Genomic DNA, 23,821 nt, shown 5'->3' with positions numbered 1-23,821 from the left:
GCTCACCCCTGTTCATGTCCGAGCGATCACCCGACACTGCCCTTTCCTGTGATCTTCTGGTGATCGGCTCCGGCGCCGGCGGCCTGGCCGCCGCCGTGACGGCCGCCCACCTCGGACTGAACGTCATCGTCGCCGAAAAAGACGCCCAGTTCGGCGGCACCACCGCGTGGTCGGGCGGCTGGATGTGGCTGCCCCGCAACCCACTCGCGGTCGAGGCCGGCATCACCGAGCCCATCGACGAGCCGCTGGCCTACCTGCGCCACGAACTCGGCGACCGCTTCGATGAAGCCCGCGCGCGCACCTTCCTGGAAGCGGCGCCGCGCATGGTGGAGTTCTTCCGCTCGAAGACCGCCCTGCGCTTCATCGACGGCAACGCCATCCCCGATTTCCACGGCCGCACGCCCCACGCCGCGCTCGGCGGCCGCTCGCTCTGCGCCGCCCCGTTCGACGGCCGGCGCCTGGGTGGCCGCATCGCCGACCTCAAGCCGGCCCTGCCCGAGACCACGCTCTGGGGCATGGGCATCGCCTCGGGCGCCGAACTGCGCCACTTCCTCAACGCCATGCGCCAACCGGCCTCGTTCTGGTACGTCACAAAACGCGTGCTGGCGCACTGGAAGGACCTGCTGGTCCACCGCCGGGGCATGCGCCTGGTCAACGGCAATGCACTGGTCGCGGCGCTGGCCACCTCGGCCCTCGAAGCCGGCGTGCAGATCCGCACCGCCAGCCCGGCGCGCCGGCTCCTGCGCGACGGCGAGCGCGTGACCGGCGCGGTGCTGAACACACCCGACGGCGCGGTCGAGGTCCACGCGGCGCGCGGTGTGCTGCTGGCCTGCGGCGGCTTCCCGCACGACACCGAACGCAAGCGTGCCCTGCTGCCGCACGCCCCCACCGGCGCCGAACACTGGTCAGCAGCTTCCCACGGCAACACCGGCGACGGCCTGCGCCTGGGCGAAAGCGCTGGTGGCCAGGTCGGCACCACCGGGCTGCAGGCCGCCGCGCTGGCGCCGGTCTCCCTAGTGCCGCGCCGCGACGGCTCGTTCGCCCACTTCCCGCACCTGATCGAGCGCGCCAAACCCGGCCTGATCATGGTGCGCGCCAACGGCCAACGGTTCACCAACGAGGCCGACTCGTACCACGACGTGATGCAGGCGCTGATCCAGGCCACCCCTGCCGGTCAGCCGGTGCAGGCCTGGCTGGTCTGCGACCATCACTTCATGCGCCACTACGGCCTGGGCGCCGCCAAACCCGCTCCCATGCCTCTGGGCCCGATGCTGGCCAACGGGTATGTGAAACGCGGCCGCACCCTGCCCGAACTGGCCCGCGCCTGCGGCATCGCGGCCGACGGCCTGGAGCGCACCGTGCAGCGCTACAACGCCATGGTCAGCACGGGCAAGGATGCCGACTTCGCCAAGGGGGAAACGCCCTACAACCGCATCCAGGGCGATGCCGCCTTCGCCGCCGAACGCGGTTGGCCCAACCCCTGCATGGGGCCGGTCGAACGCGGCCCGTTCTACGCCGTGCGCATCGTCGCCGGCAGCCTGGGCACCTTCGCCGGGCTGCAGGTCAACGCCAGCGCCCAGGTGCTCGACGCCACGGGCCAGCCCATCCCCGGCCTCTACGCGGGCGGCAACGACATGGATTCCATGATGGCCGGCCACTACCCCGCGGGCGGCATCACGCTCGGCCCCGCCATGACCTTCGGCTGGATCGCCGCGCACCACGCAGCCGGCCACCCCCTTCCCCTCTGACTTCCACAAGGACGACCCATGTTCTACGAACTCGCCACCCTGACCCTGCCTTTCGGCACCGCCGGCACCGCCGCCCAGAACGTGCAGGCTTTCTGCACCGCGCCCGAGGCCCAGGGCGAACTGCTGGCCTGCTGGTTCACCGACATCGGCCCACTCAACCAGATGATCGTGCTGCGCGGTTTTGCCGATCTGGCCAGCCTGCAGGCCGAACGCGACCGCACGCAGAAAAGCGCTTCGCCCTTCGGCTGCGGCGAGATCTTCCAGAAGCTGGAGCAGCACAGCTACCAAGGGTTCCCGTGGATGACGCCGGTGCGCCCCAGTGCCGAAAGCGGCATCAGCGGCCCGGTCTACGAGATCCGCACCTACGGCATCAAGCCGGGCGGCGTGCAAGCCACCATCGACCTGTGGGAACAGTACGTGCCGCCGCGCGAAAAGCTCTCGCCCTGCGTGGTCGCGATGGTCGCGCTCGACGGTCCGCTGCGCTTCACCAACATCTGGGCCTACCCCACGCTGGACGCGCGCAGCAAGGCCCGCACCGACGCGGTTGCGCAGGGCATCTGGCCGCCCAAGGGCGGACCGGCGCACCTGACCACCGACATGGTCTCGACCATCGCGCTGCCGACCGCCGTCTCCCCGCTGAAATAAGACCACCCCCATCGCTGGCTGGCTGCGTCCAGCCGCTCCGCCCCTCAAGGGGCAACACCAGCGGCCCGGCAAAGCCGGTTCCGCGGTGTTCTCGGCCTCAGACACCTTGCTCCGGATCCACCATGCGCCCCTACTCATTGGCTTACCTGAACGCCCACCGCTGCACACCCCCTGAAGCCGTTCGCGTGGCCGCCGCCACGGGCTACCAGTTCGCCGGCCTGCGCCTGTGGCCCAACGGCCCCAGCGCGCCGCAACAGTTCCTGATCGACCGGCCCGACGTGCTGCGCGAGACACTGGCCGCCCTGGCCGACACCGGCGTCGGCATCTTCGACGTGGAGATCATCCGCATCGGCGACAGCTTCGATCCGCACACCTGGGACTCGCTCTACGACGCCTGCGCCGCCCTGAAGGCCAAGGCCATCCTGGTCGCCGGCGACGACACCAACGAAGCGCGGCTGACCGAAAACTACGCCCGCCTGTGCGAGGTGATGGCGCCCTACGGCCTCACGGCCGACCTGGAGTTCATGCCCTGGACCGCCGTGAAGGACGCCAACACCGCGCTGCGCGTGGTGCAGAACGCCGGCATGCCGGCCAATGCTGGGATCCTGGTCGACGCCCTGCACTTCGGCCGCTCGACCACCACGCTGGACGACATCCGCGCCCTCCCGCGGCAGTTGCTGCACTACGCACAGATCTGCGACGCCACCGCTGGCACGCACTTCAGCACCGAAGACATGATCCACACCGCGCGCTGCGCACGCCTGCTGCCGGGTGAGGGGAACATCGACGTGCGGGGCCTGTTCGCCGCCCTGCCCGCCGACCTGCCGGTGAGCGTCGAGGTGGTGCACCACGAGCGCGAGAAAACCGCCGACCCGACGCAATGGGCCGCCACCTGCCTGGCCGCCAGCCGGCCGTTCACGGGCTGAACACCCCTGCGCCGATCGCCATGAGGAATTCCCGCCAACACCTGTCGCGCCTGCCGTTTTTCTTCGGGGCGCGCTGGTTCAGCAGTGCCTGATGGGCGCACCCCCGCGCCGCGTTGCGGCACCCCCTCCAGGGGGGCGACACCTGCCGGCCGGCGGAGCCGGACCGGTGGTGTCCTGGGTTCAGTCACCGCACTCCCCGCGGTGGACTGACGGCTCACATCCCATCTGAAAGACACTATGGACTTCTCTCTCAACGACGAACAGAAAATGATGATCGACACCGTGCGTCGATTCATCGCCGAAGAACTCAAACCCCTCGAAGACGAGGTGGAGAACACCGGCGCGCTGCCCCAGGACAAGGCGCTCGCCATCCACACCAAGGCCAAGGCCCTGGGCCTGTACGGCATGAACATGCCGGCCGAACTCGGTGGCGGCGGCCTGTCGAACCTGGACCGCATCCTGTGCGAGGAACAGTTCGGCCACACCACCGACATCCTGATCCGCCGCGCCTTCGGCAACGTCTACGAGCCGCTGCTGCACTGCAAGGGTGAACAGGTCGAGCGCTGGCTCAAGCCCGCCATCGAAGGCACGCGCACCTGCGCCATCACCATCACCGAATCGGGTGCCGGTTCGGACGCCGCTGGCATCAAGACCCACGCCAAGCGCAACGAGCAAGGCCAGTGGGTGCTCAACGGTGCCAAACACTTCATCAGCGACGGTGAGTGGAGCGACTTCTTCCTGGTCTCGGCCAAGACCGGCGAGAAGGAGATCAGCATGTTCATGGTCGACAAGGGCCTGCCCGGCTTCACCGTCGGCAAGGACCAGAAGATGATGGGCATCCGCGGCACGCCCCACCTCGAACTCTTCTTCGACAACGTGGTGCTGGAAGACGCCGCCCTGCTGGGTGAACAGGGCCAGGGCTTCAAGCTGGCCATGGGCGCGCTGAACGTGGTGCGCCTGGCCCAGGTGGGCGCGCGCGCCGTGGGCAAGGCCACGCACGTGTGCGAGCTGATGCTGGAATACGCCAACGACCGCAAGCAGTTCAACACCCGCATCGGCGATTTCCAGATGGTTCAGCAGATGCTGGCCGACAGCGTGATCGAGATCAACGCCGCGCGCTGGATGGTCTACCACGCCGCCTGGATGCTGGACCAGGGCCTGGACGCCCGCGAGCAGATCGCCATGGTCAAGGTGCACGCGGCCGAGACACTGGGCCGCGTGGTGGACCGCGCGGTGCAAATCTTCGGCGGCATGGGTTTCTGCAAGGAGCTGCCGATCGAACGCTACTACCGCGACGCGCGCATCTACCGGATCTTCGATGGCACGTCGGAAATTCACCGGGGGGTGATTGCCAAGTCGGCGCTCAAGAAGGGTGCGCAACTCTTCGATGTGAACCGCTGACATCCCTTCGTTGAACGAGATCTGAGCGGCGGCCGACGATTTCTGGTACCCCAGCATGAGGAGGCCGCCACAGGCATTCGTCGGTGCGAGCGAAATGATTTCACGAATATCAAAGAGACAACCATGAGCAAATTCATGACCGCTGCAGAAGCAGCGAACCTGATCAAGGACGGCGACACCGTGGGCCTGATGGGCGGCGGCGGCGGCCTGATGGAAGCCACACACGTGTTCGAGGCGGTGCAGGCGCGTTACCTGTCCACGCAACAACCGCGCAACTTGACCGTGATGCACGCCCTGGGCATCGGCGACAAGAAGACCAAGGGCATGAACTGCTTCGCGCACGAAGGCCTGGTGAAGAAGGTCATCGGTGGCCACTGGGTCTGGTCGCCCGCCATGCAGCAACTCGCGCTGTCCAACAAGATCGAGGCCTACATCCTGCCCGGCGGCGTCAGCAGCCAGCTGATGCGCGAGATCGGCGCCGGCCGGCCCGGTCTGATCAGCCACATCGGCCTGGGCACGGTCTGCGACCCGCGCTTCGGCGGCGGGCGCATGAACGACGCGGCCCATGAAGACCTGGCCGAGGTCATCACCATCGCCGGGCGCGAGTGGCTGCGCTACAAGCCCTTCCCCATCCACGTCGCCATCGTGCGCGCCAGCGCCGCCGATGAAGACGGCAACATCAGCTTCGAGCACGAGGCGGCCAACCTCGACGCCCAGTCGCTCGCGCTCGCCGCGCGCAACAGCGGTGGCACGGTGATCGTGCAGGTCAAGGAACGCCTGCCCAAGGGTTCGCTCAAGGCGCGCGAAGTGCGCATTCCCTCGGCCTGGGTCGACGCCATCGTGGTCGATCCGGACCAGCAGACCAGCTACGCGATTCCCTTCGACCCGGCCTTCAGCGGCGAACTGACCGGCGCGGCCCGCGCGGCCAGCGAGGCCGAGGACCATGCGCGCGAAGTGGCCGCCACGCAGGAAGCGTTCAGCGAGCGCCAGGCCGTGGCGCGCCGTGCCGCGGTGGAGCTGTTCAACACCGGCAAGGCGCGGCCCGTCATCAACTACGGCGTGGGCGTGCCCGACGCGGTGGCCAAGCTGATCGCGGCGCGCAACGAGCAGCACCGTATCTACCAGACCATCGAACACGGCACCTACGGCGGCACGCTGATGGACGGCGTGCTGTTCGGCTACGCGCGCAACGCCACCGCCATGCTCGACGCCGCGACGCAGTTCGACTTTTACGGCGGCGGCGGGCTGGACGTGGCCTGCCTCGGTTTCGGCGAGCTGGACGAAGAAGGCAGTGTCAACGTCTCCCGCCTGGGCGGCGTCACCGTCGGCCCCGGCGGCTTCATCGACATCGCACAGAACGCGAAGAAGGTGGTGTTCTGCGGCACGCTGGCGGCCAAGGGCGTGAAGCTGGCCACCGGCGACGGCCAGATGCGCGTGCTGCAGCAGGGTGCGGTGCAGAAGCTGGTGAAGCGGGTCGACCAGATCACCTTCAGCGGCCCGCAGGGTCTGGTGCGCGGCCAGGAAGTGCTCTACCTGACCGAGCGCGGCAGCTTCCGCCTCACCCCCGCAGGCGTCGAGCTGTTCGAGATCGCGCCCGGCATCGACCTGCAGCGCGACATCCTCGACCAGATGGCCTTCACCCCACGCGTGGCGGCCGATCTGAAGGTGATGGACGCGACGCACTTCCTGGCCGCCTGAGGAATCGCCGGCTGGTTCTATACTGGCCGAATGAACCAGACGGTACAAAAGGTCAAGCCGGCGGCGACGCGCAAAACGCCGCCGGCGCGCGGTGCGCGCAAGGAACCGCTGCGCACCAACGACCCCGACCGCACCATGGCCAACATCCTCGACGTGGCCAAGCAGGAGTTCGCCGAAAAAGGGCTGGCGGGCGCGCGCATCGACGAGATCGCCGACGCCACCCAGACCAGCAAGCGCATGATCTACTACTACTTCGGTAGCAAGGAAGGTCTGTACACCGCGGTGCTGGAAGCTTCGTACCGGGAGATGCGGACCCATGAGGCGGACCTGGATCTGGAAAACCTCGACCCGGTCGAGGCGCTGCGCCGCCTGGTCGAATACACCTTCGACCACCACCGCGAGCACGAGGACTACATCCGCCTGGTGATGAACGAAAACATCAACCGGGGCCAGTACCTGGCGCAGAGCCCCGAGATCCAGGCCCTGAACGTGCCCGCGATTTCGGCCATCGAATCGCTCTACCGCCGCGGCCTGGCCAGCGGGGTGTTCCGCCCGGGCCTCGATCCGCTCGACATCCACGCCTCCATTTCGGCGCTCACCTTCTTCAACGTCTCCAACCGGCACACGTTCGGCCTGATCTTCAAGTTCGACGCCGCCTCGCCCGACTGGATCGCCCTGCGCCGACGCAGCGTGGTCGAAACCATCGAACGCTTCCTGCTCGCGCTCTGAGGCGCGCGCTCACGCCCGGCCGCCCGCGCGGCACTCCGACACCGCCTAGGGAAAACACCGACGCGCTTGTCGTTGACTGAATTAACTGGTTCGTACATTATTTCCTGAAGACTGAAACCGCTTGCCGGGCGCCGCTTTCAGGCCATCCATTCCTTCAGGAGACACACCATGCCCCATCGCCTCACCCGCCGTGCGCTGCTCGGTGCCACCACCGCCCTGTGCGCAGCCACCCTGCCCTCGTGGGCCGCGGCGCAGGGCAAGGTCGAGCTGATCTATTCGGACACGCTGGTCGAATCGGACCCGCGCGCCGCCATCCTCAAAGACGTGTTCGCCAAGAGCCTGGGGGCCGATTTCGACTTCAAGCCCTATTTCGGCGCCACCCTGTTCAAGCAGGGCACCGAGCCGGTCGCCATGCAGCGCGGCAACCTGCACATGGCCAACCTGGCCGCCTTCGACGTGCAGAAGCAGATCCCGGCCTGGGGCATCGTGACCACGCCCTACATGTTCCGCGACCACCTGCACATGAAGAAGGTGTTCGACGGCGACGTCGGCCAGGAACTGTTCGCCATGATGGAAAAGCAGATGGGCATCAAGGTCCTGGCGGTGCCCTACATCGGCGTGCGCAACCTGGGCCTCAAGCCCAAGAAGAAGGTCATGGTGCCGGCCGATCTGGCCGGCATCAAGCTGCGCATGCCGCCCGGTGAGGCCTGGCAGTTCGTCGGGACCGCCATGGGCGCCAACCCGACGCCGCTGGCCTTCACCGAGGTCTACACCGCACTGCAGACCGGTGCCATCGACGGCCAGGACAACCCCATGGGCGCGGTCCGCAGCATGAAGTTCTACGAAGTCAGCTCGCAGATCGTCAAGACCGGCCACCTGATTGCCAACAACCTGTTCACCATCAGCCTGTCCAAGTGGAACAGCCTAACCCCGGCGCAGCAGAAGACGCTGCAGGCCGCGGCCGACAGGTTCGCTGCGGCTGTGACGGCGCAGGCCCTCAAGGACGACGCCGAACAGGAAGTCTTCATGAAGCAGCAGGGCCTGGACGTCTACACCCCCGACCTGGCGGCCTTCCGCCAGCACGTGCTGGGCGTCTACAGCAAGAGCAAGTTCGCCGCCGACTGGCCGGCCGGCATGCTCGACCGCATCAACAAACTCTGACCCCCCCTGCGCCGCTGCGCGGCTTCCCCCTCTCTCGCCTGCGGCGGGAGGGGGACGGCACCTGAGGCCCGGCTGAGCCGGTTCCTCGGTGACCCTGGAAAGGGGCGCCTCGCACGCAGCACAGTTGGCACCATGCCATTCACCCATTGCCCGGTTCTGCACTTCTCGGACTCACCCCATGAGCGCTTCCCCCTCTTCACCGCCCGCCCCCCGTCTGCTGCGTTGGCTGCAACTGGGCGCCAACCATGTGCTGGTGCTGATGATGGCCACGATGTTCGTGTCCTTCATCCTGCAGATCGGCTTTCGCTACATCTCCAACAAGCCACTGGCCTGGACCGACGAGGTCTGTGTGCTGATGTGGCTCTGGGGCATTCTCTGGGGCGCGGCCTTTGTCATGAGCAACCGCGACGACATCCGCTTCGACGTGCTCACCAGCCACGTCCCGCGGGGCGTGCGGCGCGCACTCACCGTGGTGGTCAGCGCGGCCGTGGTGGTGATCCTGCTGCTCTCGCTGCCGGCGAGCTGGAGCTACGTCAGCTTCATGAAGGTCGAAGACTCGGCCGCCCTGGGCATCCGCATGGACTTCTTCTTCTCGATCTACATCGCCTTCGTGGTGGCCATGGTGGTGCGTCACGCCTGGCTGGGCATCGACGCCCTGCGCAACCGCCTGTTTGACGACGAACCCGCTGCCGAAGTGGCCAAGGAGGCCGCATGAACCTGTTCTCTCCTTTTGCGATGACGGTCTACCTGATCATCGCGCTGAGCCTGATGGGCCTGCCCATCGGCCTGTCGATGCTGGTCAGCTCCATCATGTACCTGTTCGTCACCGGCCAGGACATGGGCATCGCCGCCGAGCAGTTGCTGCAGGGCCTGAACAACTCCTACACCCTGCTGGCGATCCCGCTGTTCATCCTCGCGGCCGAGATCATGAACATGGGCTCGCTCACCGACAAGCTGCTCGGGTTCTGCAACGCCATCGTCGGGCGCTTCCGCGGCGGCCTGGGCCACGTGAACATCCTGTCTTCGCTGATCTTTTCGGGCATGTCGGGCTCGGCGATTGCCGACGCTGCCGGCGTGGGCCGCATGGTCATCAGCATGATGACGCGCGGCGGCCGCTACACCCCCGCCTATGCCGCGGCCGTCACCGCGGCTTCAGCGGTGATCGGGCCCATCATTCCGCCCTCGATCCCGCTGGTGCTCTACGGCCTGATCTCGGACGCTTCCATCGGCTTCCTGTTCATGGCCGGCATCGTGCCCGGCCTGATCCTGGCCGTGGTGCTGATGGCGATGAACGCCTACCTGGCCCGCGTGCGCAACTTCCCGGTGGAGCCGCCGGTGCCGCTGCGCGAGCTGCCGGGCATCACCTTCCGGGCGCTGCCGGCACTGCTGATGCCGGTGGTGCTGCTGGGCGGCATCTACAGCGGCGTCATGACCCCGACCGAAGCCGCCGCCGTGGCCGCCCTCTATGCGCTGGTGATCTCCACCGTGCTCTACCGCTCTGTCTCCCTGCGGGGCGCCTACGGCGCGCTGCTCTCCAGCGGCCGCTCCATGGCCACCATCGGCATCCTGATCTCGGGCGCACTGGTGTTCAACTACGTGGTCACGCGCGAGAACATCCCGGTCACCGTGAGCCAGATCCTCACCGCCATGGAACTCACACCCCTGAGCTTCCTGCTGATGGTCAACGTGCTGCTGCTGATCCTGGGCGCGCTGCTCGAAGGCGGCACCATCCTGCTGGTGATCGTCCCGATCCTGATCCCCACCGCCAAGCTGCTGGGCATCGACATGGTGCACTTCGGCCTGGTCGTCACCGTCAACCTGATGATCGGCCTGATCACCCCGCCCTACGGCCTGCTGCTGTTCATCATGGGCAACATCACCGGCGAGCCCCTGCGCCGCATCGTGGCCGAAACCCTGCCCTTCCTCGCCGTGATGATCGGCGCCCTGTTCTTCATCACCTACGTGCCCGACGCCGTGCTGTGGCTGCCCCGCCTGTTCGGCTACCAGGGCTGAGCCCTTTCTGAAAGTCCCGAATGATCCATCCCGACATCCACCGTTTCCTGGCCGACTGGGACGCCGCCTGGGCCATGCTGGCGCCCGGCGCCGGCCCGGCGGCGCGGCGCGGCCACTTTGAAGGCGTGGCCGCCGCGATGCGCGAGCCGCACCCGCCCGGCATCGGTACCCGCGAACACCAAGTGCCCGTGCCCGAAACCGGCACCACCGTGCGCGTGCGCGAATTCCGGCCGCAAGGCGCCACCGCGGCGCTGCCCGCGCTGGTCTACCTGCACGGCGGCGCCTGGATGCAGGGCAGCCCCGAGACCCACTGGGACATCACCGCCGGTTTCGCCGCGCTGAACCAGCAGGCGGTGTTCAGCGTCGACTACGCGCTGGCGCCCGAACAGCCCTTTCCCCGCGCGCTGCACGAAACCCTGGCGGTCGCGCGCTGGGTTCACGACCACGCCGCCGCTCTGGGCCTGCGCGCCGACGCCATCGCGATCGGCGGCGACAGTGCGGGCGGCAACCTGGCCGCAGCGGCCACCCTGGAACTGCGCGGCACGCCGCAGGCCCCGCGTGCGCAGTTGCTGATTTACCCGGCGACCGAGTTCACGCTGGACCGGCCCTCGCACCGCGAGAACGCCAACGGACCGCTGGTGACCGTGGCGTCCATGCCCCTGGTCAACGCCATGTACTGCCCTGACACGAGCCTGCACCTCACGCCCCCCGTCTCGCCCCTGCGCGCGGCCAGCCACGCCGGTCTGCCGCCGGCCTTCGTGGCGGTCGCGCAGCACGACCCGCTGCGCGACGAAGGTATGGCCTACGCCGAAGCGCTGCAGTCGGCCGGTGTGGCGGTGGAACTCGACCGCGGTGAAGCGCTGATCCACGGCTACCTGCGCGCCAAGGCCTACTGCGCGCCGGCGCGCGAGCGCTTCGAGCGCATGGCCGCCTGGCTCCAGAGCGCGCTGGCCTGAGCCTTTGAGTTTCTGAACACGAGACCCCGCTTTTCGCATGAAAAAAATCCTGATCCTCAACGGCCCCAACCTCAACCTGCTGGGCACGCGCGAACCCGCCCAGTACGGCCACACCACGCTGGCCGACGTGGAGGCCTTCTGCAAGGCCCATGGCGAGAAGCTCGGCTACGCCGTCGAGTGCTTCCAGAGCAACTGGGAGGGCGCGCTGCTGGACAAGATCCACGAATACGGCCAGCTTTTCAAGGCCGGTGAGGTCCTCGGCGTGGTGATCAACCCCGGCGCACTCACCCACACCTCCATCGCCCTGCACGACGCCATCAAGGGCGTCGACCCCATGCCCGTGATCGAGTGCCACATCTCCAATGTGCACGCCCGCGAGGCCTTCCGCCACCACTCCTGGGTCTCCCCGGCCGCCGCCGGCATCGTCATCGGCTTCGGCGTCGACGGCTACCTCGTCGCCATCGACGGGCTGCTGCGCAAGTTCGTGCATTCGGCCGCCACGAAGCCCGCCTGACGCCCCGTGGCGGGCGTCGATGACAAAGGGTTTACCCGCAAATTGAGCGATCAACGCACAACCCATTTCGATCAACGAACAACGGGATCTTTGAAAACCCAGCGTATCCGGGGCGACGTCCCTACAGTCGCCACCGCACGCCGGCCTTCTTTTTCCAGCGCCCCCATGCCTGCCAGCCACCGCCGCGGCCCGGCTTCGCCGGCCCCCCCAGACAAGCGCCGCCGGGGGTTGCACAGGCACGGCGGCGGTCACATCGCATCGTCATGATCAACGGCCACACCGAACTCATCGCCCACATCGGCTACCCGACACACAGCTTCAAGTCGCCGATGATCTACAACCCCTTCTTCGAAAAGATGGGGATCAACGCCGTCGTCGTGCCGTTCGGCTGCCGGCCCGACGACTACCCGGCGCTGCTCCGGAGCCTGTTCTCGCTCACCAACATCCGCGGGGCGCTGATCACCATGCCGCACAAGGTGGTCACCGTCGGCCTGCTGGACGAGGTCACGCCCACCGTCAAGGTGGCGGGCGCCTGCAACGCGGTCAAACGCCTGCCCGACGGGCGGCTCGTCGGCGACCAGTTCGACGGCGCCGGTTTCGTCCGTGGCGTGCAGCGCAAGGGCCTGGTGCTGACCGGCGCGCGCGTGCTGGTGGTCGGCAGCGGCGGCGTGGGCTGCGCCATCGCGGCGTCGCTGGCGGGCGCAGGCATCGCCCACATCAGCCTGTACGACGTGCAGGCCGCGTCGGCCGAGGCCCTGGCCCGGCGCATCCGCGAACACTACCCGGCCATCAGCGTGAGCACCGGCAGCAACGATCCGGCCGGCTTCGATCTCGTGGTCAACGCCACCCCGATGGGCATGAACGAAGGCGACCCCCTGCCACTGGACGTGGCCCGCCTGGACGCCGCGACCTTTGTCGGCGAGGTCGTGATGCGCACCGAAATGACCGCCTTTCTCGCGGCCGCTGCGGCCAGAGGCTGCCAGGTGCAAGTGGGCTCTGACATGCTGTTCGAAATGATTCCGGCTTATCTGGAATACTTCGGCCTGCCCAGCACCACGGCCGACGAGCTCCGTTCCGTGGCGCGCCTGAGCTACTGACCCCGAGCCCCGCTTGCCCTCCCCCGACCATCCGCACCCCGGCCAGGGCGTCGCCCTGGCCATCCTGGCGACCGCCTGCTTCGCCCTCCTCGACACCCTCTCTCAATTCGTCGGCAGCGCCGTACCCGTGCTGATGGCCATCTGGACGCGCTTTCTGGTGCAGACCGGCATGACCGTGGGCCTGCTGCTGCCCAGGCAGGGCCGCTCGCTGTTCGCGACCCGGGCGCCGGGGTGGCAACTGCTGCGCGGCGCCCTCATGACCACCTCGGGGGTGGGCGCCTACCTGAGCCTGCAGCATGTGCCGGTCGGCGAGTTCACCGCCATCCTCATGCTGGTGCCGCTGGCCGTCACGCTGCTGGCGGCCGTGCTGCTGCGCGAGCGGGTCAGCGCGCTCACCTGGGCCCTGGTAGCGGGCGGCCTGACCGGCGCGCTGATCATCGTGCGGCCGAAGGGCAGCGACCTCAACCTCGGCATGTTCCTGCCGCTGGTGCTGGTGGTCATCAACGCCTGCTACCAGATCGTGACGAGCCGCATGGTCAAGACCGAAGACCCCGCCACCATGCACTTCTACACCGGCCTGTTCGGACTGGCCATCGCATCCCTGGCCCTGCCCTGGAGCTGGGCGCGTTTGCCCACACCCGGGCTCTGGCTGCTGGTGGCGCTGCTCGGCGTGTTCGGTTCGCTCGGCCACTATTTCATGATCAAGGCCTACCAGAAGGCGCCGGCCTCGCGCATCACGCCCTACATGTACAGCCAGATCGGTTTCGCCACGCTGGCCGGCTGGATCGTGTTTGGCCACGCCCCCGATGTCTGGACCGTGCTCGGCATCGCGCTGGTGGCAGTGTGCGGTGTGCTGGGGGTCCGTGCGCGGTAGGCAGCACCGCCGCTTCGCCCACCTGCTTGGGCTGGGCCGGCGCTGACGCGCTCAGGCCGGGTCGCCCAGCCCCGCCAACCGCCGGTCGAGCTGGAAGCAGGCGCTGAAAGCCTGCGTGTCCACCGCCTCGGGCAGCCCCAGCCCCAGGACGGGCCGCACCGCGAGCGCCGCCTGCGCGGCGGCCGTGTGCAGCGCCTCGATCACCAGCACGCCGTCGAACACGCCTTCGGCACTGCGGCGCATGGACTTCTCCCGGGTCTGGACCCCGGTGCTAGCGGCATCGACCTGCACCAGCCAGACCTGCGCCACGGCGTCCAGCGCGGCGATGCGCTGCACCAGCGCCTGCCGGGCCGCAGCCTCGTGCAGGCCGGCCGCCGCCAGGTCCAGCCGCAACGGCAGGACCACCGAGCCGCTGCCCAGACCCGCCCGCGCCACCACCGGCCCGCCGCCGCGGGCGAAGTTCTGCAGGATGGGCATGGTGCGCTGCGACCAGGGCGTGGGCGCGTTCAGGCGCGCCAGGTACGACGCACCGGCCAGTACGCCCGTGTCCTGCAGTTCGTAGGTGATGAAGAAACGGCGCTTGCCGCTCGCCTCGGCGCGGAACACCCGGCCCGCGAGAAAACCGTCCACACCCACCCGCTCCAGCACGTGTTCGCGCGTGAGCCAGTGCAGGTAGTCGGTTTCCTGGTCGGGGTCGATGTCGCTCCAGATGGCGAGCTGGGCGGTTCCGCGAAGCGTCATGCGGGGGTGTCCTTTCAGTTCAGGGCGTTGATTTTTTCCAGCATGCCGGCCGGCCAGTCTTTGGCCTGATCGGAAGACAGGTAAACCTTCTGCGCGTATTCGCGGAACGCGTTGACGTTGGGCGCATACACCTCCAGGCCGGCCTTGCGGAACTCGTCGGCCAGCGCGGCTTCGCGCTTGACGTGTTCGGCATTGCTCCAGGCAATCGCCTTGTCGGCGGCAGCCTGGAAGGCCTGCTGTTTGGCGGGCGACATCGCCTGCCAGCGCTTGAGGTTGATGGTCAGCAGGTCGTACCCCACCAGGTGCGAGGTCAGCACGATCTGCTGCATCACCTCGTAGAACTTCATGTTCTGCACGTTGGGCAGCGGGTTGTCCTGGCCGTCGATGGCACCGGTCTGCAAGCCGGTGTAGGTCTCGGCATAGGCCATGGGCGTGGGGTTGGCGCCCAGCGATCGGCCCAGCAGTTGCCAGGCATCCCCCGGCGGCATGCGCAGCTTGACGCCGGCCAGGTCGGCCGGCGTGTTGATCTTCTTCTTGCCCTTGAGGCCGACGTGGCGGGTGCCGAAGAAGGTGGGGCCGAGGATCTTCACCTTCACCTGGTCTTCGACCATTTTCTTCATCTGCGCGCCCAGGTCGCTGGCAAAGAACCTGGTGAGGTGGTCCGCGTCCCGGAACAGGTAGGCCGAGGTCAGCAGCGACCAGGCCGGCACCTGCTTGGAAATGTCTTGCGGGCCGATGTTGCCCATGTCCAGGTTGTCGCGCTGCAGCGCCACCAGTTCGGTGCCCTGCTTGTAGAGCGAAGAGTTGAGGAAGGTCTCGATCTTGTAGTCGGCCGCCACCGCGGTCGCGAGCTGTTTCATCATCTCGGCGCGGATGTCGCGGTCGGAAAACACCGCCGCGAAGCGCAGGGTCTGCGGTGTCTGCGCCCAGGCGGGCAGCATGGAAGCGGCGGCGAGCGAGGCGCCGGCACGCAGGACGTCGCGGCGTGGAATCTGGAAGCTCATGAAGGTCTCCTGGGTGGTTGTCGAAAGCAAGAATCAGTGACCGGCACCGAGCCGTTCGGCCGCGGCGCGGATGGCCATCTCGTAGCCAAAGGGGCCGAAGCCGCAGATGACCCCGGTGGCGGCCAGCGAGACCAGCGAGTGCTGGTACAGCGGATCGCGGCGGTGGATGTTGGTGATGTGCACTTCCGCCAGCGGGCAGTCCAGCGTCTTGAGCGCGTCCAGCAGCGGAATGGAGCGAAACGACAGGCCGGCTGGGTTGATGACCACAGCCGCGGCCTTTTCACGCGCTTCCTGCACCCAGTCGACCATCACGCCTTCGTGGTTGGTCTGGCGGAATTCGCAGGCCAGGCCGAGCTCGGCCGTCACGCGCCGGCAGCGGGCTTCCACCCCGGCCAGGGTTTCGCTGCCGTACAGGTGTGGCTCGCGCAGGCCCAGCAGGTTCAGGTTGGGGCCATTGAGCACATAGACGGTGGCGGGTTCAACAGGCATCGGGCGGTCTCCGGGGCTTTCAGGGGTGAGGGTCCCCGCAGGGACCGGTTGTGCGACGATTGTTCGGTGACCGGAAGAAATTCTTTCCTTTTCAGAAAGTCATTCCTCAATACAAAAAGGAGACCGCATGAGCATCGCGCTGGACCGGGGCCTGTCCCTGCTGGAACAGCTCGCCGCCCACCCCGAAGGCCTGCCGCTGGCCCAGATGGCGGGCGACCTGGACATGCCGCTGAGCGCCTGCCACCGCCTGCTGGCGGAACTGCAGCGGCGCGGCTACGTGCGCCAGCAGCGCCGGCAGGGCGACTACCAGCTGACCACCAAGCTGGTGTCGCTGGGGCTGGGCTACCTGAGCAGTTCGGGCATCGTGGACGTGGCCGAACCCCTGCTGGAACGGCTGGCCCAGCGCACCGGCGAGCTGGTGCGGCTGTCGGTGGTGGACGGCGACCGCCTGACCTGGGTGGCCAAGGCGCAGGGCTTGCGCAAGGGCCTGCGCTACGACCCCGACATGGGGCAGGACGCGCGCCTGTCCTGCACCGCGTCGGGCCACGCCTGGCTGCTGACCATGAGCGACGAGGACGCGCTCACGCTGGTGATGCGCCAGGGGCTGGGCGCCCCCGCCGACTACGGCCCCCGCGCGCCCACCACGGTGAAGGCCCTGCTGGGTGTCCTGCACGCGGCGCGGGTGCGCGGCTACGCGGTGATCGACGAGGTGTTCGCGCCCGGCATGAGCGCGATGGCGGTGCCGGTACTGCGCCGCAACGAAACCATCGGCGTGATCAGCGTGGCCGGGCCCCGGTTGCGCTTGACCGTCGAGCGGATGCACGAGCTGGCGCCCGAACTGCTGACCGCCGCCGCCGAACTGGGCCCGATCCTCAACGCCAACAGCCTCATGGGGCGCCCGCCCCTGGGCAAAGGCTGAGGCCGCGGCACGGGTTCAGTCCCGGACCGCGTCGCAGCGCTTGAGCGCCGCCTTGAGCATGTCCACGAAGGCGCGGGTCTTGGGCGGCACGAGCTTGCGCCCCGGATAGACCGCCCAGGCCGGCGCCTCGGGCAGGGACCACGCGGGCAGCACGCGGCGCAGTTGCCCGTCGCGCACGGCCGCCGACGCGAAATGGTCGGGCAAGGCCGCAATGCCGGCCCCCGCGCGCGCCAGCCGCATCAGCAACTCGGGCGAATTCGCGCTCGCCCGGCCGGACGGCACCGAGGTCCACCGCTCCTCGCCCTGGCTCAGCGGCCAGGCGGCGGGCTCGCCATTGCCGCGCATCAGCCGCAGCGCGGTGTGGTGGACCAGTTCGTCGGGGTGCCGGGGTTCACCATGCGCCTGCAGATAGGCCGGTGCGGCGTACAGGCCGTTGGAGAACACCGCCAGCCGCGTGGCGACCAGCAGGTTGTCGTCGGGCAGGTCGCCCATGCGCAGCACCACGTCGAAGCCCTCGCCCAGCAGGTCGACGCGGCGCGGCGACAGGTCCAGATCGAGCGTGATCGCCGGGTGCAGCGCCACGAAAGCGGCCAGGCTGTCGACCAGCACCAGGTTCGCGAAATCGCTGGGCATGGACACGCGCAGCCGCCCACTGGGCGCGGCGCGGCGCTGCTCGCGCAGGCTGTGCACCGCCTCCAGCTCGGCCACCACCTGGCGGGCGTGCTCCAGCAGCTGCAGGCCGAAATCGGTGAGCGACTGGCGGCGCGTGGTGCGCAGCAGCAGGCGCTCGCCCATCAGCCGTTCCAGCGCCGCCAGACGCCGCGAGACGGTCGATTTGGGCAGGCCCAGGCGCACGGCCGCCTGGCTGAAACTGCCCAGTTCGGCCACCCGGGCAAAGATCAGCAGATCGGTCGGGTCGATGGCGTCGGGGCCGCATTCGCGCGTTGATTGTTCCATATGAAGAACAATCTTATCCATTCAGGCGGATTTTCAAAGGAATTGTTTTTCCATAAAGTCGAGTTCATCGATCAACTTTTCCCCCTTTTCCCCCTTTTCCCCCTTTTCAGGAGTCCACCATGAAGATTCTGCAAATCAACGCCTCCGCCCGCCGCGAAGCCGGCAATTCCACCAAGCTGGCCAACAGCGTGAGTGAGCGCCTGGTCGCCGCCCACCCGGGCAGCACCGTCACCGTCCGCGATCTGGGCACCCACCCCGTGACCGTGCTGGACGAAGCCGCGCTGGGCGCCCTGTTCACCCCGGTCGAGCAGCGCAACGCCGAGCAAGCCGCCGTTGTGGCCGAGTTCGACGCCCTAATTGCCGAACTGCAGGCGCACGACGCCATCGTGCTGGGCGTGCCGATGTACAACTTCGGCGTGCCGGTGCAGCTCAAGGCCTGGATCGACGCCGTGGCCCGCGCTGGCGTGACCTTCCGCTACACCGAAAAGGGCCCCGAAGGCCTGGTCACCGGCAAGACCGTCTACCTGGCGCTGGCCCGTGGCGGCCTCTACCGCGACCAGCCGCACGACAGCCAGACGCCCTACCTGAAGACCGTGCTGGGCTTCCTGGGCCTGACCGACCTGCGTCTGATCTACGCCGAAGGCCTGAACATGGGCCCCGAGGCCGCCGCCAAGGGTTTCGCCCAGGCGGAAGCCGACCTGGCCGCCGCCATCGGCTGAGCGCGCCTCCCCAGCGGCTGCGCGGGGTGGCCGCTTTTTTCACACCCCGCACCTACAGGAGAAGTCCATGACCGCCACCTCAACCACCCGCCTGCAGCAGCCGCGCCGCGTCGAGCGGCTGGTGGCGGGCATACCCACCTCCGACGGTGCGGGCGTCAAGCTCACGCGCGTGCTGACGCAGAACCTGCAGCGCCGGCTGGACCCGTTCCTGATGCTCGACGCCTTCGGCAGCGACCAGGCCGACGACTACATCGCTGGCTTCCCGGACCACCCGCACCGCGGCTTCGAGACCATCACCTACATGATCGCGGGCCGCATGCTGCACCGCGACAGCGCCGGCCACGAAGGCCTGCTGGAAAACGGTGGCGTGCAGTGGATGACCGCCGGTCACGGCGTGATCCACTCCGAAATCCCGCAGCAGGAAGAAGGCCTGATGGAAGGCTTCCAGCTCTGGCTGAACCTGCCCGCGAGTGACAAGCTGTGCCGCCCCTGGTACCGCGACTTCACCAACGCCGACCTGCCGCAGTTCACCACGCCCGAAGGCGTGGCGGTGACGGTCATCGCCGGTGAAAGCCACGGCGTGACCGGCGCGGTGACCCGCGAAGGCACGCAGCCGCTGTACCTGGACCTGCACCTGGCCGCCGGCTCGTCCTTCGAGCAGGCGCTGCCCGGCACGCACAACGCCTTCGTCTACGTCTACCGCGGCGAGGTGAGCGTCAACGGCACGGCGGTCCCGGTGCAGCGCATGGCGCTGCTGGCCAACGACCCGGACAGCGACGGCGTGCGCATCGAAGCCCCTGCCGATGCCAAGGTGCTGCTGATCGCCGGCCGGCCGCTGAACGAACCCATCGCCCAGTACGGCCCCTTCGTGATGAACACCACCGAAGAGATCTACCAGGCGCTGGCCGATTTCCGCGACGGCCGCCTGGGCGTACGCGCCACGGCCTGAACGGCCTCCACCGCCAGCGCCGCCGGGCCGGGCGCTGGCCGCAGTGGCAGAATGCCGGTCCCCGCGCGGAGCCTCTGGCTCCGCGCGCCCATTTCTGTTCCCACGCTCCATGCAAGCAGCCCCCCTGGCCGGCACCCTCGGCATCGACTTCGGCACCTCCAACTCCGCCATGGCCTGGGCCGAGCCCCACGGCACGGCCCGCCTGATTCCACTCGAAGGCACGGCCGTGGCCATGCCCACGGCCGTGTTCTTCAACGCCGAAGACCAGCGCATCCATTTCGGCCGCGATGCGGTGGCGCAGTACCTGGCCGGCACCGAAGGCCGGCTGATGCGTTCGCTCAAAAGCCTGCTGGGCAGCCCGCTCATCCACGAAAGCACCGAGGTCAACCACCGCTCGGTCAGCTTCCTGGAGATCGTCACCACCTTCCTGGCCGAGTTGCGCGAACGCGCGGCGCAGTCGCTGGGCAGCGCGCCGCAGCGCGTGGTGATGGGCCGGCCGGTGCACTTCGTCGACGACGATGCGGACCGCGACGCTGCCGCGCAGCAGTCGCTGCTGGAAGCGGCGCAGGCGGCGGGTTTCGGCGAAGTGCACTTCCAGCTCGAACCGATCGCCGCCGCGCTCGACCACGAACGCCGGCTGAGCCACGAATCCCTGGTGCTGATCGCCGACATCGGTGGCGGCACCTCCGACTTCACCGTGGTGCGCCTGGGGCCGCAGCGCATGGCGCGGCCCGACCGCGCGGACGACGTGCTGGCCACCACCGGCGTGCACATCGGCGGCACCGACTTCGACCAGCGGCTCAGCCTCGAACAGGTGATGCCGCTGATGGGCTACCGCCACCTCGGCCCGCAAGGGCGCGAAGTGCCCAGCCGCATCTTCTTCGACCTCTCGACCTGGCACCTGATCCAGTGGCAATACCAGCCGCGCGCGATCAGCCAGGCGCAGGCGCTGCGGGTCAACTACCGCGACGCGCGCCTGCACGAGCGCCTGATGCGCGTGCTGCGCGAACGCCACGGCCACCACATCGCCCACGAGGTGGAACAGGCCAAGATTCGCGCCTCGATGACCAGCGCCGACACCACGATCAACCTGTCCATCGTCGAAGCCGCCCTCACCGCCCCGCTGGGGGCGGCTGCACTGCGCGACCACCTGGACGGCCTGCTGGCCCGCACCGTGGCCTGCGCCCGCGAATGCGTGCAGCGCGCCGGCCTGGGCGAGCGCCGGCCCGACGCGATCTACCTCACCGGCGGCTCGTCCGCCCTGCGGCCGTTCCAGCAGGCGCTGGGCGCGGCCTTCCCCGGCGTGCCCCTGATCGAGGGCGACCTGTTCGGGGGTGTGGCATCGGGGCTGGTGTACTGCGCCGTGCCGCCCGCACCCTGACCGCCCGGAAACGGGCTCAGCCCACGGTCTTGAGCCGCATCTGGTTGGGCAGCGGCACCGAACGGCGCAGCACGTCTTCGGCCAGCCACAGCGCGGCGCGCTGGCCGCGCTCGGCCACCATCGGCAGCGGCATCTGCTGGTAGTCGTCGTTGAAGACCTCGAAGCTGTAGTCGCCCTGGTAGCCCAGCCGGTCCAGCCGCTGCACCAGGTCCACCAGCTGTTCGCTGTGCACCCCTTCGCCGGGGAACACCCGGAAGGTGCGCGCCGTGGTCATGCGCTCTTCAAACGTGCGGGTTTCCTGCCACATGAAGTCGGCCAGCTGGACCAGGAAAATCTTGCTCGGGTCGAGATAGTCGATCTCGTCCAGGCTGGTCTTGGCCGCGAAGATGTGGAAGGAGTCGAGACCCAGGCCCAGATTCGGACAGTCGGCGCGGCAGACCACGTCCCACGCGGTGGTGAACTCGTTGACCGTGCGCCCCCAGGACAGGCCTTCGTAGGCGATCTTGATGCCCAGCGGCAACGCCAGCATGGCGAGCTTGCGCAGGTCGCGCGCGATGTGGTCCAGATCCTGGGTGGCGTGCACCGAGGTGGACGAACAGGCCAGCAGCACCTTGCAGCCCAGCGCGGCGCACATCTCCAGCATGGCCTTGGCGATGTCCACCTTGTACTGGTGCAGATGGCCCGAAAGGCCTTCGAAATCGCGCAGCACCTGAAAGCCCGTGCCACGCAGGCCGCTGGCCTTGACCGCCGCGACGGCCGCGCCCAGGCCGCCCGGATGGCCATTGATGTCGTTGGCCTTGAGCATGACCTGCGAGAAGCCGGCGGCCTTCATGGCGGCGAGCTTGGCCTCCAGCGGACCGGCCAGGGTGATGGTGTCCATGCCAAAACCATCGATCGCTTCGCGGATCGCAGCGGGTGTCGAACGCATGTCAGACCTCACCGCGCTGGCTGTGCACCAGCTCGAACACCACCGAGCCCAGGTAGGTCTTGGTGATGGCGCCGCGTTGCCCGGTGTGGGCGGCCTCGGTCTCGACAAATTCCACGCCCAGCGCACGCAGGGCGCGCACCGCCGCCAGCACGTCGGGCACTCCCAGACCGATGCGCTGCAGCTTCTCGTCGACGTCGTACACGTTCACCGGCGGCTCCACCAGTTGCAGCATGAAGCGCTGCGACGGGTCCAGCGCCGGGGTGCGCAGCAGCGTGCCCTTGGGCATGATGCCGAAACGCTGTTCGTCGGGGATGATCTCGGTGCCGAACAGCTCGTCGTAGAACGCGATCCAGTCGTTGCTGCGCTCGGGCCCGATGTACTGCACGACACCGAAGAAGTGGATCCCAGCCGTGGCGGGCGGGTGCTGGTCGACGGTGGGAATCGGCACGAAGTCCACGTCGTAGATCGAGAACTCCTTGTAGCGGTCGACAAAGTAGATGCGGCTGCCACCGGCCCCATGGATGGCCGGAATGTTCAGCTCCATCACTTCGGCGTGCGTCGGCACCGACCAGGCGCCGCGTTCGATCACGTAGTGGTAGGCCGCACGGGCATCGCGCACGCGCAGCGCCATGGCAGAAATCGAGGGCACGTCGCTGCCGTGGCTGGCGCCCTGCGCGTCGTTGGGATGGGCGTTGACAACGATGTTGAGCGCGCCCTGCCGGTAGAGCAGGATCTCGCGCGAGCGGTGCCGCGCCACCGGGCGAAAGCCCATCATCTCCAGCACCTGGCCCAGGGCCTGGGGCTGGGTCGTCGCGTATTCGATGAACTCGATGCCGTCCAGCCCGAGCGGGTTGGCCGCATCGCTGAACGACGCCTGCAGCGGCTCGCGGTCGGTGGCGGTGTTGAGCAGCAGATCACTCATGTTCCAGTCTCCAAAGGTTGCGGGCACGGCCACGCCGGGTGCCGCGCCGATGCCACCCGACACTTTAGGGGTGCAAAGGGCGGTGATTCTTCCAGGCCGGCGCAAGTCGTTCGATAATCGAACGGTGTCCCACGTTGATCGCACGTAATCAGGGTTATTTTCCATGCCGCTGAACCTGCCTGCCCACCACACGCCGCCGCTGGAGAAGCGCGACTGGATCGCCGGTCTCGAAAAAGGCCTGGCCGTGATCGAGGCCTTCGACGACCAGCACCCGCGCCTGACCGCGAGCCAGGCCGGCACGCGCTGCGGACTGACCCGCACCGCCGCCCGGCGCTATCTGCTGACCCTGGCGCACCTGGGCTATGTCGGCACCGACGGCAAGCTGTTCTGGCTCACGCCGCGCATCCTGCGGCTGGGCCACGCCTACCTCGAATCGGCGCGGCTGCCGCGCCTGGTGCAACCCTTCCTGCAGCGCATCGCGGGGGGCACGCAGGAAATCGCCTACCTGGGCGTGATCGACGGCGACGACGCGGTCTACATCGCGCGCAGCGGTTCGCAGCGCCACATGTACGCCGGCTACATGCTGGGTTCGCGCGTGCCGGCGCAGGTCACGGCGGCGGGCATGGCCATCCTCTCGGCCGTGGACGAAGCCGCTTCGGACACATGGCTGGCGCAGCACACGCTGCGGGCCTTCACCTCGTTCACGGTGTCCAGCAAGGACGCGCTGCGCGAAGAGCTCCAGCGCAACCGCCGCCGGGGCTGGGCGCTGTCGGAGCAGCAGCTCGAACTGAACCACCGGGGCATCGCGGTGCCCCTGCTGGACCGCAACAACGAGGTACACGGCGCGATCAGCATCACCATGCCGATCAACCAGGAAACCAGCGACGACGCGGTCAAGCGCGTGCTGCCGGTGCTGCAGGAAGCGGCGCGCGGCTTGCGCAACCTGATCTAGGTGTGATGTCTCAATAGGTTGTTCACCCGGAAGGGTCTGGGAGACTGGAGTTACGACGCTTCAGAACTCTCAGAGGAATCCCCCCGGATGAACAGCCA

General features: G+C 68.2%; 24 protein-coding genes. 18 read left to right on the top strand and 6 right to left on the bottom strand.

Features of this window, described 5'->3' with window-relative positions; all coding sequences use genetic code 11:
- Positions 1–14 precede the first annotated feature (14 nt).
- From QQK43_RS17590 to QQK43_RS17530, 13 genes are all read left to right on the top strand, one after another.
- Entirely contained in the window at positions 15–1,748 is a 1,734-nt protein-coding gene (locus tag QQK43_RS17590; RefSeq protein ID WP_284308800.1) for an FAD-dependent oxidoreductase, read from the top strand.
- 18 nt (positions 1,749–1,766) lie between these two features.
- Positions 1,767–2,393: an NIPSNAP family protein gene (locus QQK43_RS17585; RefSeq protein ID WP_284308799.1), complete on the top strand. Its 627-nt coding sequence runs from the start codon at positions 1,767–1,769 to the stop codon at positions 2,391–2,393.
- Between the two features lie 122 nt (positions 2,394–2,515).
- Positions 2,516–3,319, top strand: coding sequence for a sugar phosphate isomerase/epimerase family protein (locus QQK43_RS17580; RefSeq protein WP_284308798.1), 804 nt, complete (start codon positions 2,516–2,518; stop codon positions 3,317–3,319).
- A gap of 237 nt (positions 3,320–3,556) precedes the next feature.
- Entirely contained in the window at positions 3,557–4,720 is a 1,164-nt protein-coding gene (locus QQK43_RS17575; protein WP_234267406.1) for an acyl-CoA dehydrogenase family protein, read from the top strand.
- 135 nt (positions 4,721–4,855) lie between these two features.
- Positions 4,856–6,418, top strand: a complete 1,563-nt coding sequence (locus tag QQK43_RS17570) for an acyl CoA:acetate/3-ketoacid CoA transferase (protein ID WP_284308797.1) — start codon at positions 4,856–4,858, stop codon at positions 6,416–6,418.
- Positions 6,419–6,448: 30 nt separating this feature from the next.
- The gene (locus tag QQK43_RS17565; RefSeq protein ID WP_234267408.1) at positions 6,449–7,147 is read left to right on the top strand and encodes a TetR/AcrR family transcriptional regulator; all 699 of its coding nucleotides are present in this window, start codon (positions 6,449–6,451) and stop codon (positions 7,145–7,147) included.
- A 168-nt stretch (positions 7,148–7,315) separates the two neighbouring features.
- On the top strand, positions 7,316–8,308 hold the full coding sequence (gene dctP / locus QQK43_RS17560; RefSeq protein ID WP_284308796.1) for a TRAP transporter substrate-binding protein DctP: 993 nt from the start codon (positions 7,316–7,318) through the stop codon (positions 8,306–8,308).
- A 178-nt stretch (positions 8,309–8,486) separates the two neighbouring features.
- The gene (locus QQK43_RS17555) at positions 8,487–9,023 is read left to right on the top strand and encodes a TRAP transporter small permease (RefSeq protein ID WP_234267410.1); all 537 of its coding nucleotides are present in this window, start codon (positions 8,487–8,489) and stop codon (positions 9,021–9,023) included.
- Positions 9,020–10,321, top strand: coding sequence for a TRAP transporter large permease (locus QQK43_RS17550; RefSeq protein ID WP_284308795.1), 1,302 nt, complete (start codon positions 9,020–9,022; stop codon positions 10,319–10,321). The genes QQK43_RS17555 and QQK43_RS17550 overlap by 4 nt, the downstream gene beginning before the upstream one ends.
- Positions 10,322–10,341: 20 nt before the next feature.
- Entirely contained in the window at positions 10,342–11,277 is a 936-nt protein-coding gene (locus QQK43_RS17545; protein WP_284308794.1) for an alpha/beta hydrolase, read from the top strand.
- 37 nt (positions 11,278–11,314) lie between these two features.
- Positions 11,315–11,791, top strand: coding sequence for a type II 3-dehydroquinate dehydratase (gene aroQ, locus QQK43_RS17540; protein WP_284308793.1), 477 nt, complete (start codon positions 11,315–11,317; stop codon positions 11,789–11,791).
- Positions 11,792–12,054: 263 nt separating this feature from the next.
- Complete coding sequence (locus QQK43_RS17535) at positions 12,055–12,888, top strand: shikimate dehydrogenase family protein (RefSeq protein ID WP_284308791.1); 834 nt, start codon at positions 12,055–12,057, stop codon at positions 12,886–12,888.
- A gap of 13 nt (positions 12,889–12,901) precedes the next feature.
- Positions 12,902–13,762: a DMT family transporter gene (locus tag QQK43_RS17530; protein ID WP_284308790.1), complete on the top strand. Its 861-nt coding sequence runs from the start codon at positions 12,902–12,904 to the stop codon at positions 13,760–13,762.
- Between the two features lie 51 nt (positions 13,763–13,813).
- Here the strand turns inward: QQK43_RS17530 and QQK43_RS17525 are convergent, their stop codons facing one another.
- Genes QQK43_RS17525 through QQK43_RS17515 form a run of 3 tightly spaced genes read right to left on the bottom strand, consistent with a single transcriptional unit; the run spans position 13,814 to position 15,996 of the window.
- Complete coding sequence (locus QQK43_RS17525) at positions 13,814–14,503, bottom strand: DUF4286 family protein (protein ID WP_284308789.1); 690 nt, start codon at positions 14,501–14,503, stop codon at positions 13,814–13,816.
- Between the two features lie 14 nt (positions 14,504–14,517).
- Positions 14,518–15,507, bottom strand: coding sequence for a TRAP transporter substrate-binding protein DctP (gene dctP / locus QQK43_RS17520; protein ID WP_284308787.1), 990 nt, complete (start codon positions 15,505–15,507; stop codon positions 14,518–14,520).
- A gap of 33 nt (positions 15,508–15,540) precedes the next feature.
- Positions 15,541–15,996, bottom strand: coding sequence for a type II 3-dehydroquinate dehydratase (locus QQK43_RS17515; RefSeq protein ID WP_234267418.1), 456 nt, complete (start codon positions 15,994–15,996; stop codon positions 15,541–15,543).
- Positions 15,997–16,123: 127 nt separating this feature from the next.
- Between QQK43_RS17515 and QQK43_RS17510 the strand changes: the two genes are divergently transcribed.
- Complete coding sequence (locus tag QQK43_RS17510; RefSeq protein ID WP_284308786.1) at positions 16,124–16,915, top strand: IclR family transcriptional regulator; 792 nt, start codon at positions 16,124–16,126, stop codon at positions 16,913–16,915.
- 15 nt (positions 16,916–16,930) lie between these two features.
- Here QQK43_RS17510 and QQK43_RS17505 read toward each other — a convergent pair whose 3' ends face one another.
- Positions 16,931–17,872 (bottom strand): LysR family transcriptional regulator, encoded by a 942-nt coding sequence (locus QQK43_RS17505; protein ID WP_284308785.1) that lies wholly within the window; start codon positions 17,870–17,872, stop codon positions 16,931–16,933.
- 119 nt (positions 17,873–17,991) lie between these two features.
- Here QQK43_RS17505 and QQK43_RS17500 point away from each other — a divergent pair, with 119 nt between their 5' ends.
- From QQK43_RS17500 to QQK43_RS17490, 3 genes are all read left to right on the top strand, one after another.
- The gene (locus tag QQK43_RS17500) at positions 17,992–18,591 is read left to right on the top strand and encodes an FMN-dependent NADH-azoreductase (RefSeq protein WP_284308783.1); all 600 of its coding nucleotides are present in this window, start codon (positions 17,992–17,994) and stop codon (positions 18,589–18,591) included.
- Between the two features lie 67 nt (positions 18,592–18,658).
- Positions 18,659–19,540: a pirin family protein gene (locus QQK43_RS17495; RefSeq protein ID WP_284308782.1), complete on the top strand. Its 882-nt coding sequence runs from the start codon at positions 18,659–18,661 to the stop codon at positions 19,538–19,540.
- A gap of 109 nt (positions 19,541–19,649) precedes the next feature.
- Positions 19,650–20,921, top strand: coding sequence for an Hsp70 family protein (locus QQK43_RS17490; protein ID WP_284308780.1), 1,272 nt, complete (start codon positions 19,650–19,652; stop codon positions 20,919–20,921).
- 16 nt (positions 20,922–20,937) lie between these two features.
- Here QQK43_RS17490 and QQK43_RS17485 read toward each other — a convergent pair whose 3' ends face one another.
- Together QQK43_RS17485 and QQK43_RS17480 are read right to left on the bottom strand one after the other, a co-directional pair.
- Positions 20,938–21,849 (bottom strand): sugar phosphate isomerase/epimerase family protein, encoded by a 912-nt coding sequence (locus QQK43_RS17485; protein ID WP_234267424.1) that lies wholly within the window; start codon positions 21,847–21,849, stop codon positions 20,938–20,940.
- Between the two features lies 1 nt (position 21,850).
- Entirely contained in the window at positions 21,851–22,771 is a 921-nt protein-coding gene (locus tag QQK43_RS17480; protein ID WP_234267425.1) for a 4-hydroxyphenylpyruvate dioxygenase, read from the bottom strand.
- 163 nt (positions 22,772–22,934) lie between these two features.
- Here QQK43_RS17480 and QQK43_RS17475 point away from each other — a divergent pair, with 163 nt between their 5' ends.
- On the top strand, positions 22,935–23,723 hold the full coding sequence (locus tag QQK43_RS17475; protein WP_284308779.1) for an IclR family transcriptional regulator domain-containing protein: 789 nt from the start codon (positions 22,935–22,937) through the stop codon (positions 23,721–23,723).
- The last annotated feature ends 98 nt before the right edge of the window (positions 23,724–23,821 follow it).

Origin of the sequence: Hydrogenophaga electricum (assembly GCF_030160815.1) — a bacterium.
Taxonomy (GTDB): Bacteria; Pseudomonadota; Gammaproteobacteria; order Burkholderiales; family Burkholderiaceae_C; genus Hydrogenophaga; species Hydrogenophaga electricum.
This window is presented reverse-complemented; position numbering and strand designations above follow the sequence as displayed.

Coding starts and splice junctions, on each gene's coding strand:
- QQK43_RS17575 (WP_234267406.1), top strand. CDS start 3,557: ATGGACTTCTCTCTCAACGACGAACAGAAAATGATGATCGACACCGTG.
- QQK43_RS17570 (WP_284308797.1), top strand. CDS start 4,856: ATGACCGCTGCAGAAGCAGCGAACCTGATCAAGGACGGCGACACCGTG.
- QQK43_RS17510 (WP_284308786.1), top strand. CDS start 16,124: ATGAGCATCGCGCTGGACCGGGGCCTGTCCCTGCTGGAACAGCTCGCC.
- dctP (WP_284308787.1), bottom strand. CDS start 15,507: ATGAGCTTCCAGATTCCACGCCGCGACGTCCTGCGTGCCGGCGCCTCG.
- QQK43_RS17480 (WP_234267425.1), bottom strand. CDS start 22,771: ATGAGTGATCTGCTGCTCAACACCGCCACCGACCGCGAGCCGCTGCAG.
- QQK43_RS17545 (WP_284308794.1), top strand. CDS start 10,342: ATGATCCATCCCGACATCCACCGTTTCCTGGCCGACTGGGACGCCGCC.
- QQK43_RS17500 (WP_284308783.1), top strand. CDS start 17,992: ATGAAGATTCTGCAAATCAACGCCTCCGCCCGCCGCGAAGCCGGCAAT.
- aroQ (WP_284308793.1), top strand. CDS start 11,315: ATGAAAAAAATCCTGATCCTCAACGGCCCCAACCTCAACCTGCTGGGC.
- QQK43_RS17535 (WP_284308791.1), top strand. CDS start 12,055: ATGATCAACGGCCACACCGAACTCATCGCCCACATCGGCTACCCGACA.
- QQK43_RS17550 (WP_284308795.1), top strand. CDS start 9,020: ATGAACCTGTTCTCTCCTTTTGCGATGACGGTCTACCTGATCATCGCG.
- QQK43_RS17580 (WP_284308798.1), top strand. CDS start 2,516: ATGCGCCCCTACTCATTGGCTTACCTGAACGCCCACCGCTGCACACCC.
- QQK43_RS17555 (WP_234267410.1), top strand. CDS start 8,487: ATGAGCGCTTCCCCCTCTTCACCGCCCGCCCCCCGTCTGCTGCGTTGG.
- QQK43_RS17515 (WP_234267418.1), bottom strand. CDS start 15,996: ATGCCTGTTGAACCCGCCACCGTCTATGTGCTCAATGGCCCCAACCTG.
- QQK43_RS17490 (WP_284308780.1), top strand. CDS start 19,650: ATGCAAGCAGCCCCCCTGGCCGGCACCCTCGGCATCGACTTCGGCACC.
- QQK43_RS17565 (WP_234267408.1), top strand. CDS start 6,449: ATGAACCAGACGGTACAAAAGGTCAAGCCGGCGGCGACGCGCAAAACG.
- QQK43_RS17585 (WP_284308799.1), top strand. CDS start 1,767: ATGTTCTACGAACTCGCCACCCTGACCCTGCCTTTCGGCACCGCCGGC.
- QQK43_RS17505 (WP_284308785.1), bottom strand. CDS start 17,872: ATGGAACAATCAACGCGCGAATGCGGCCCCGACGCCATCGACCCGACC.
- QQK43_RS17475 (WP_284308779.1), top strand. CDS start 22,935: ATGCCGCTGAACCTGCCTGCCCACCACACGCCGCCGCTGGAGAAGCGC.
- QQK43_RS17495 (WP_284308782.1), top strand. CDS start 18,659: ATGACCGCCACCTCAACCACCCGCCTGCAGCAGCCGCGCCGCGTCGAG.
- QQK43_RS17525 (WP_284308789.1), bottom strand. CDS start 14,503: ATGACGCTTCGCGGAACCGCCCAGCTCGCCATCTGGAGCGACATCGAC.
- QQK43_RS17590 (WP_284308800.1), top strand. CDS start 15: ATGTCCGAGCGATCACCCGACACTGCCCTTTCCTGTGATCTTCTGGTG.
- dctP (WP_284308796.1), top strand. CDS start 7,316: ATGCCCCATCGCCTCACCCGCCGTGCGCTGCTCGGTGCCACCACCGCC.
- QQK43_RS17485 (WP_234267424.1), bottom strand. CDS start 21,849: ATGCGTTCGACACCCGCTGCGATCCGCGAAGCGATCGATGGTTTTGGC.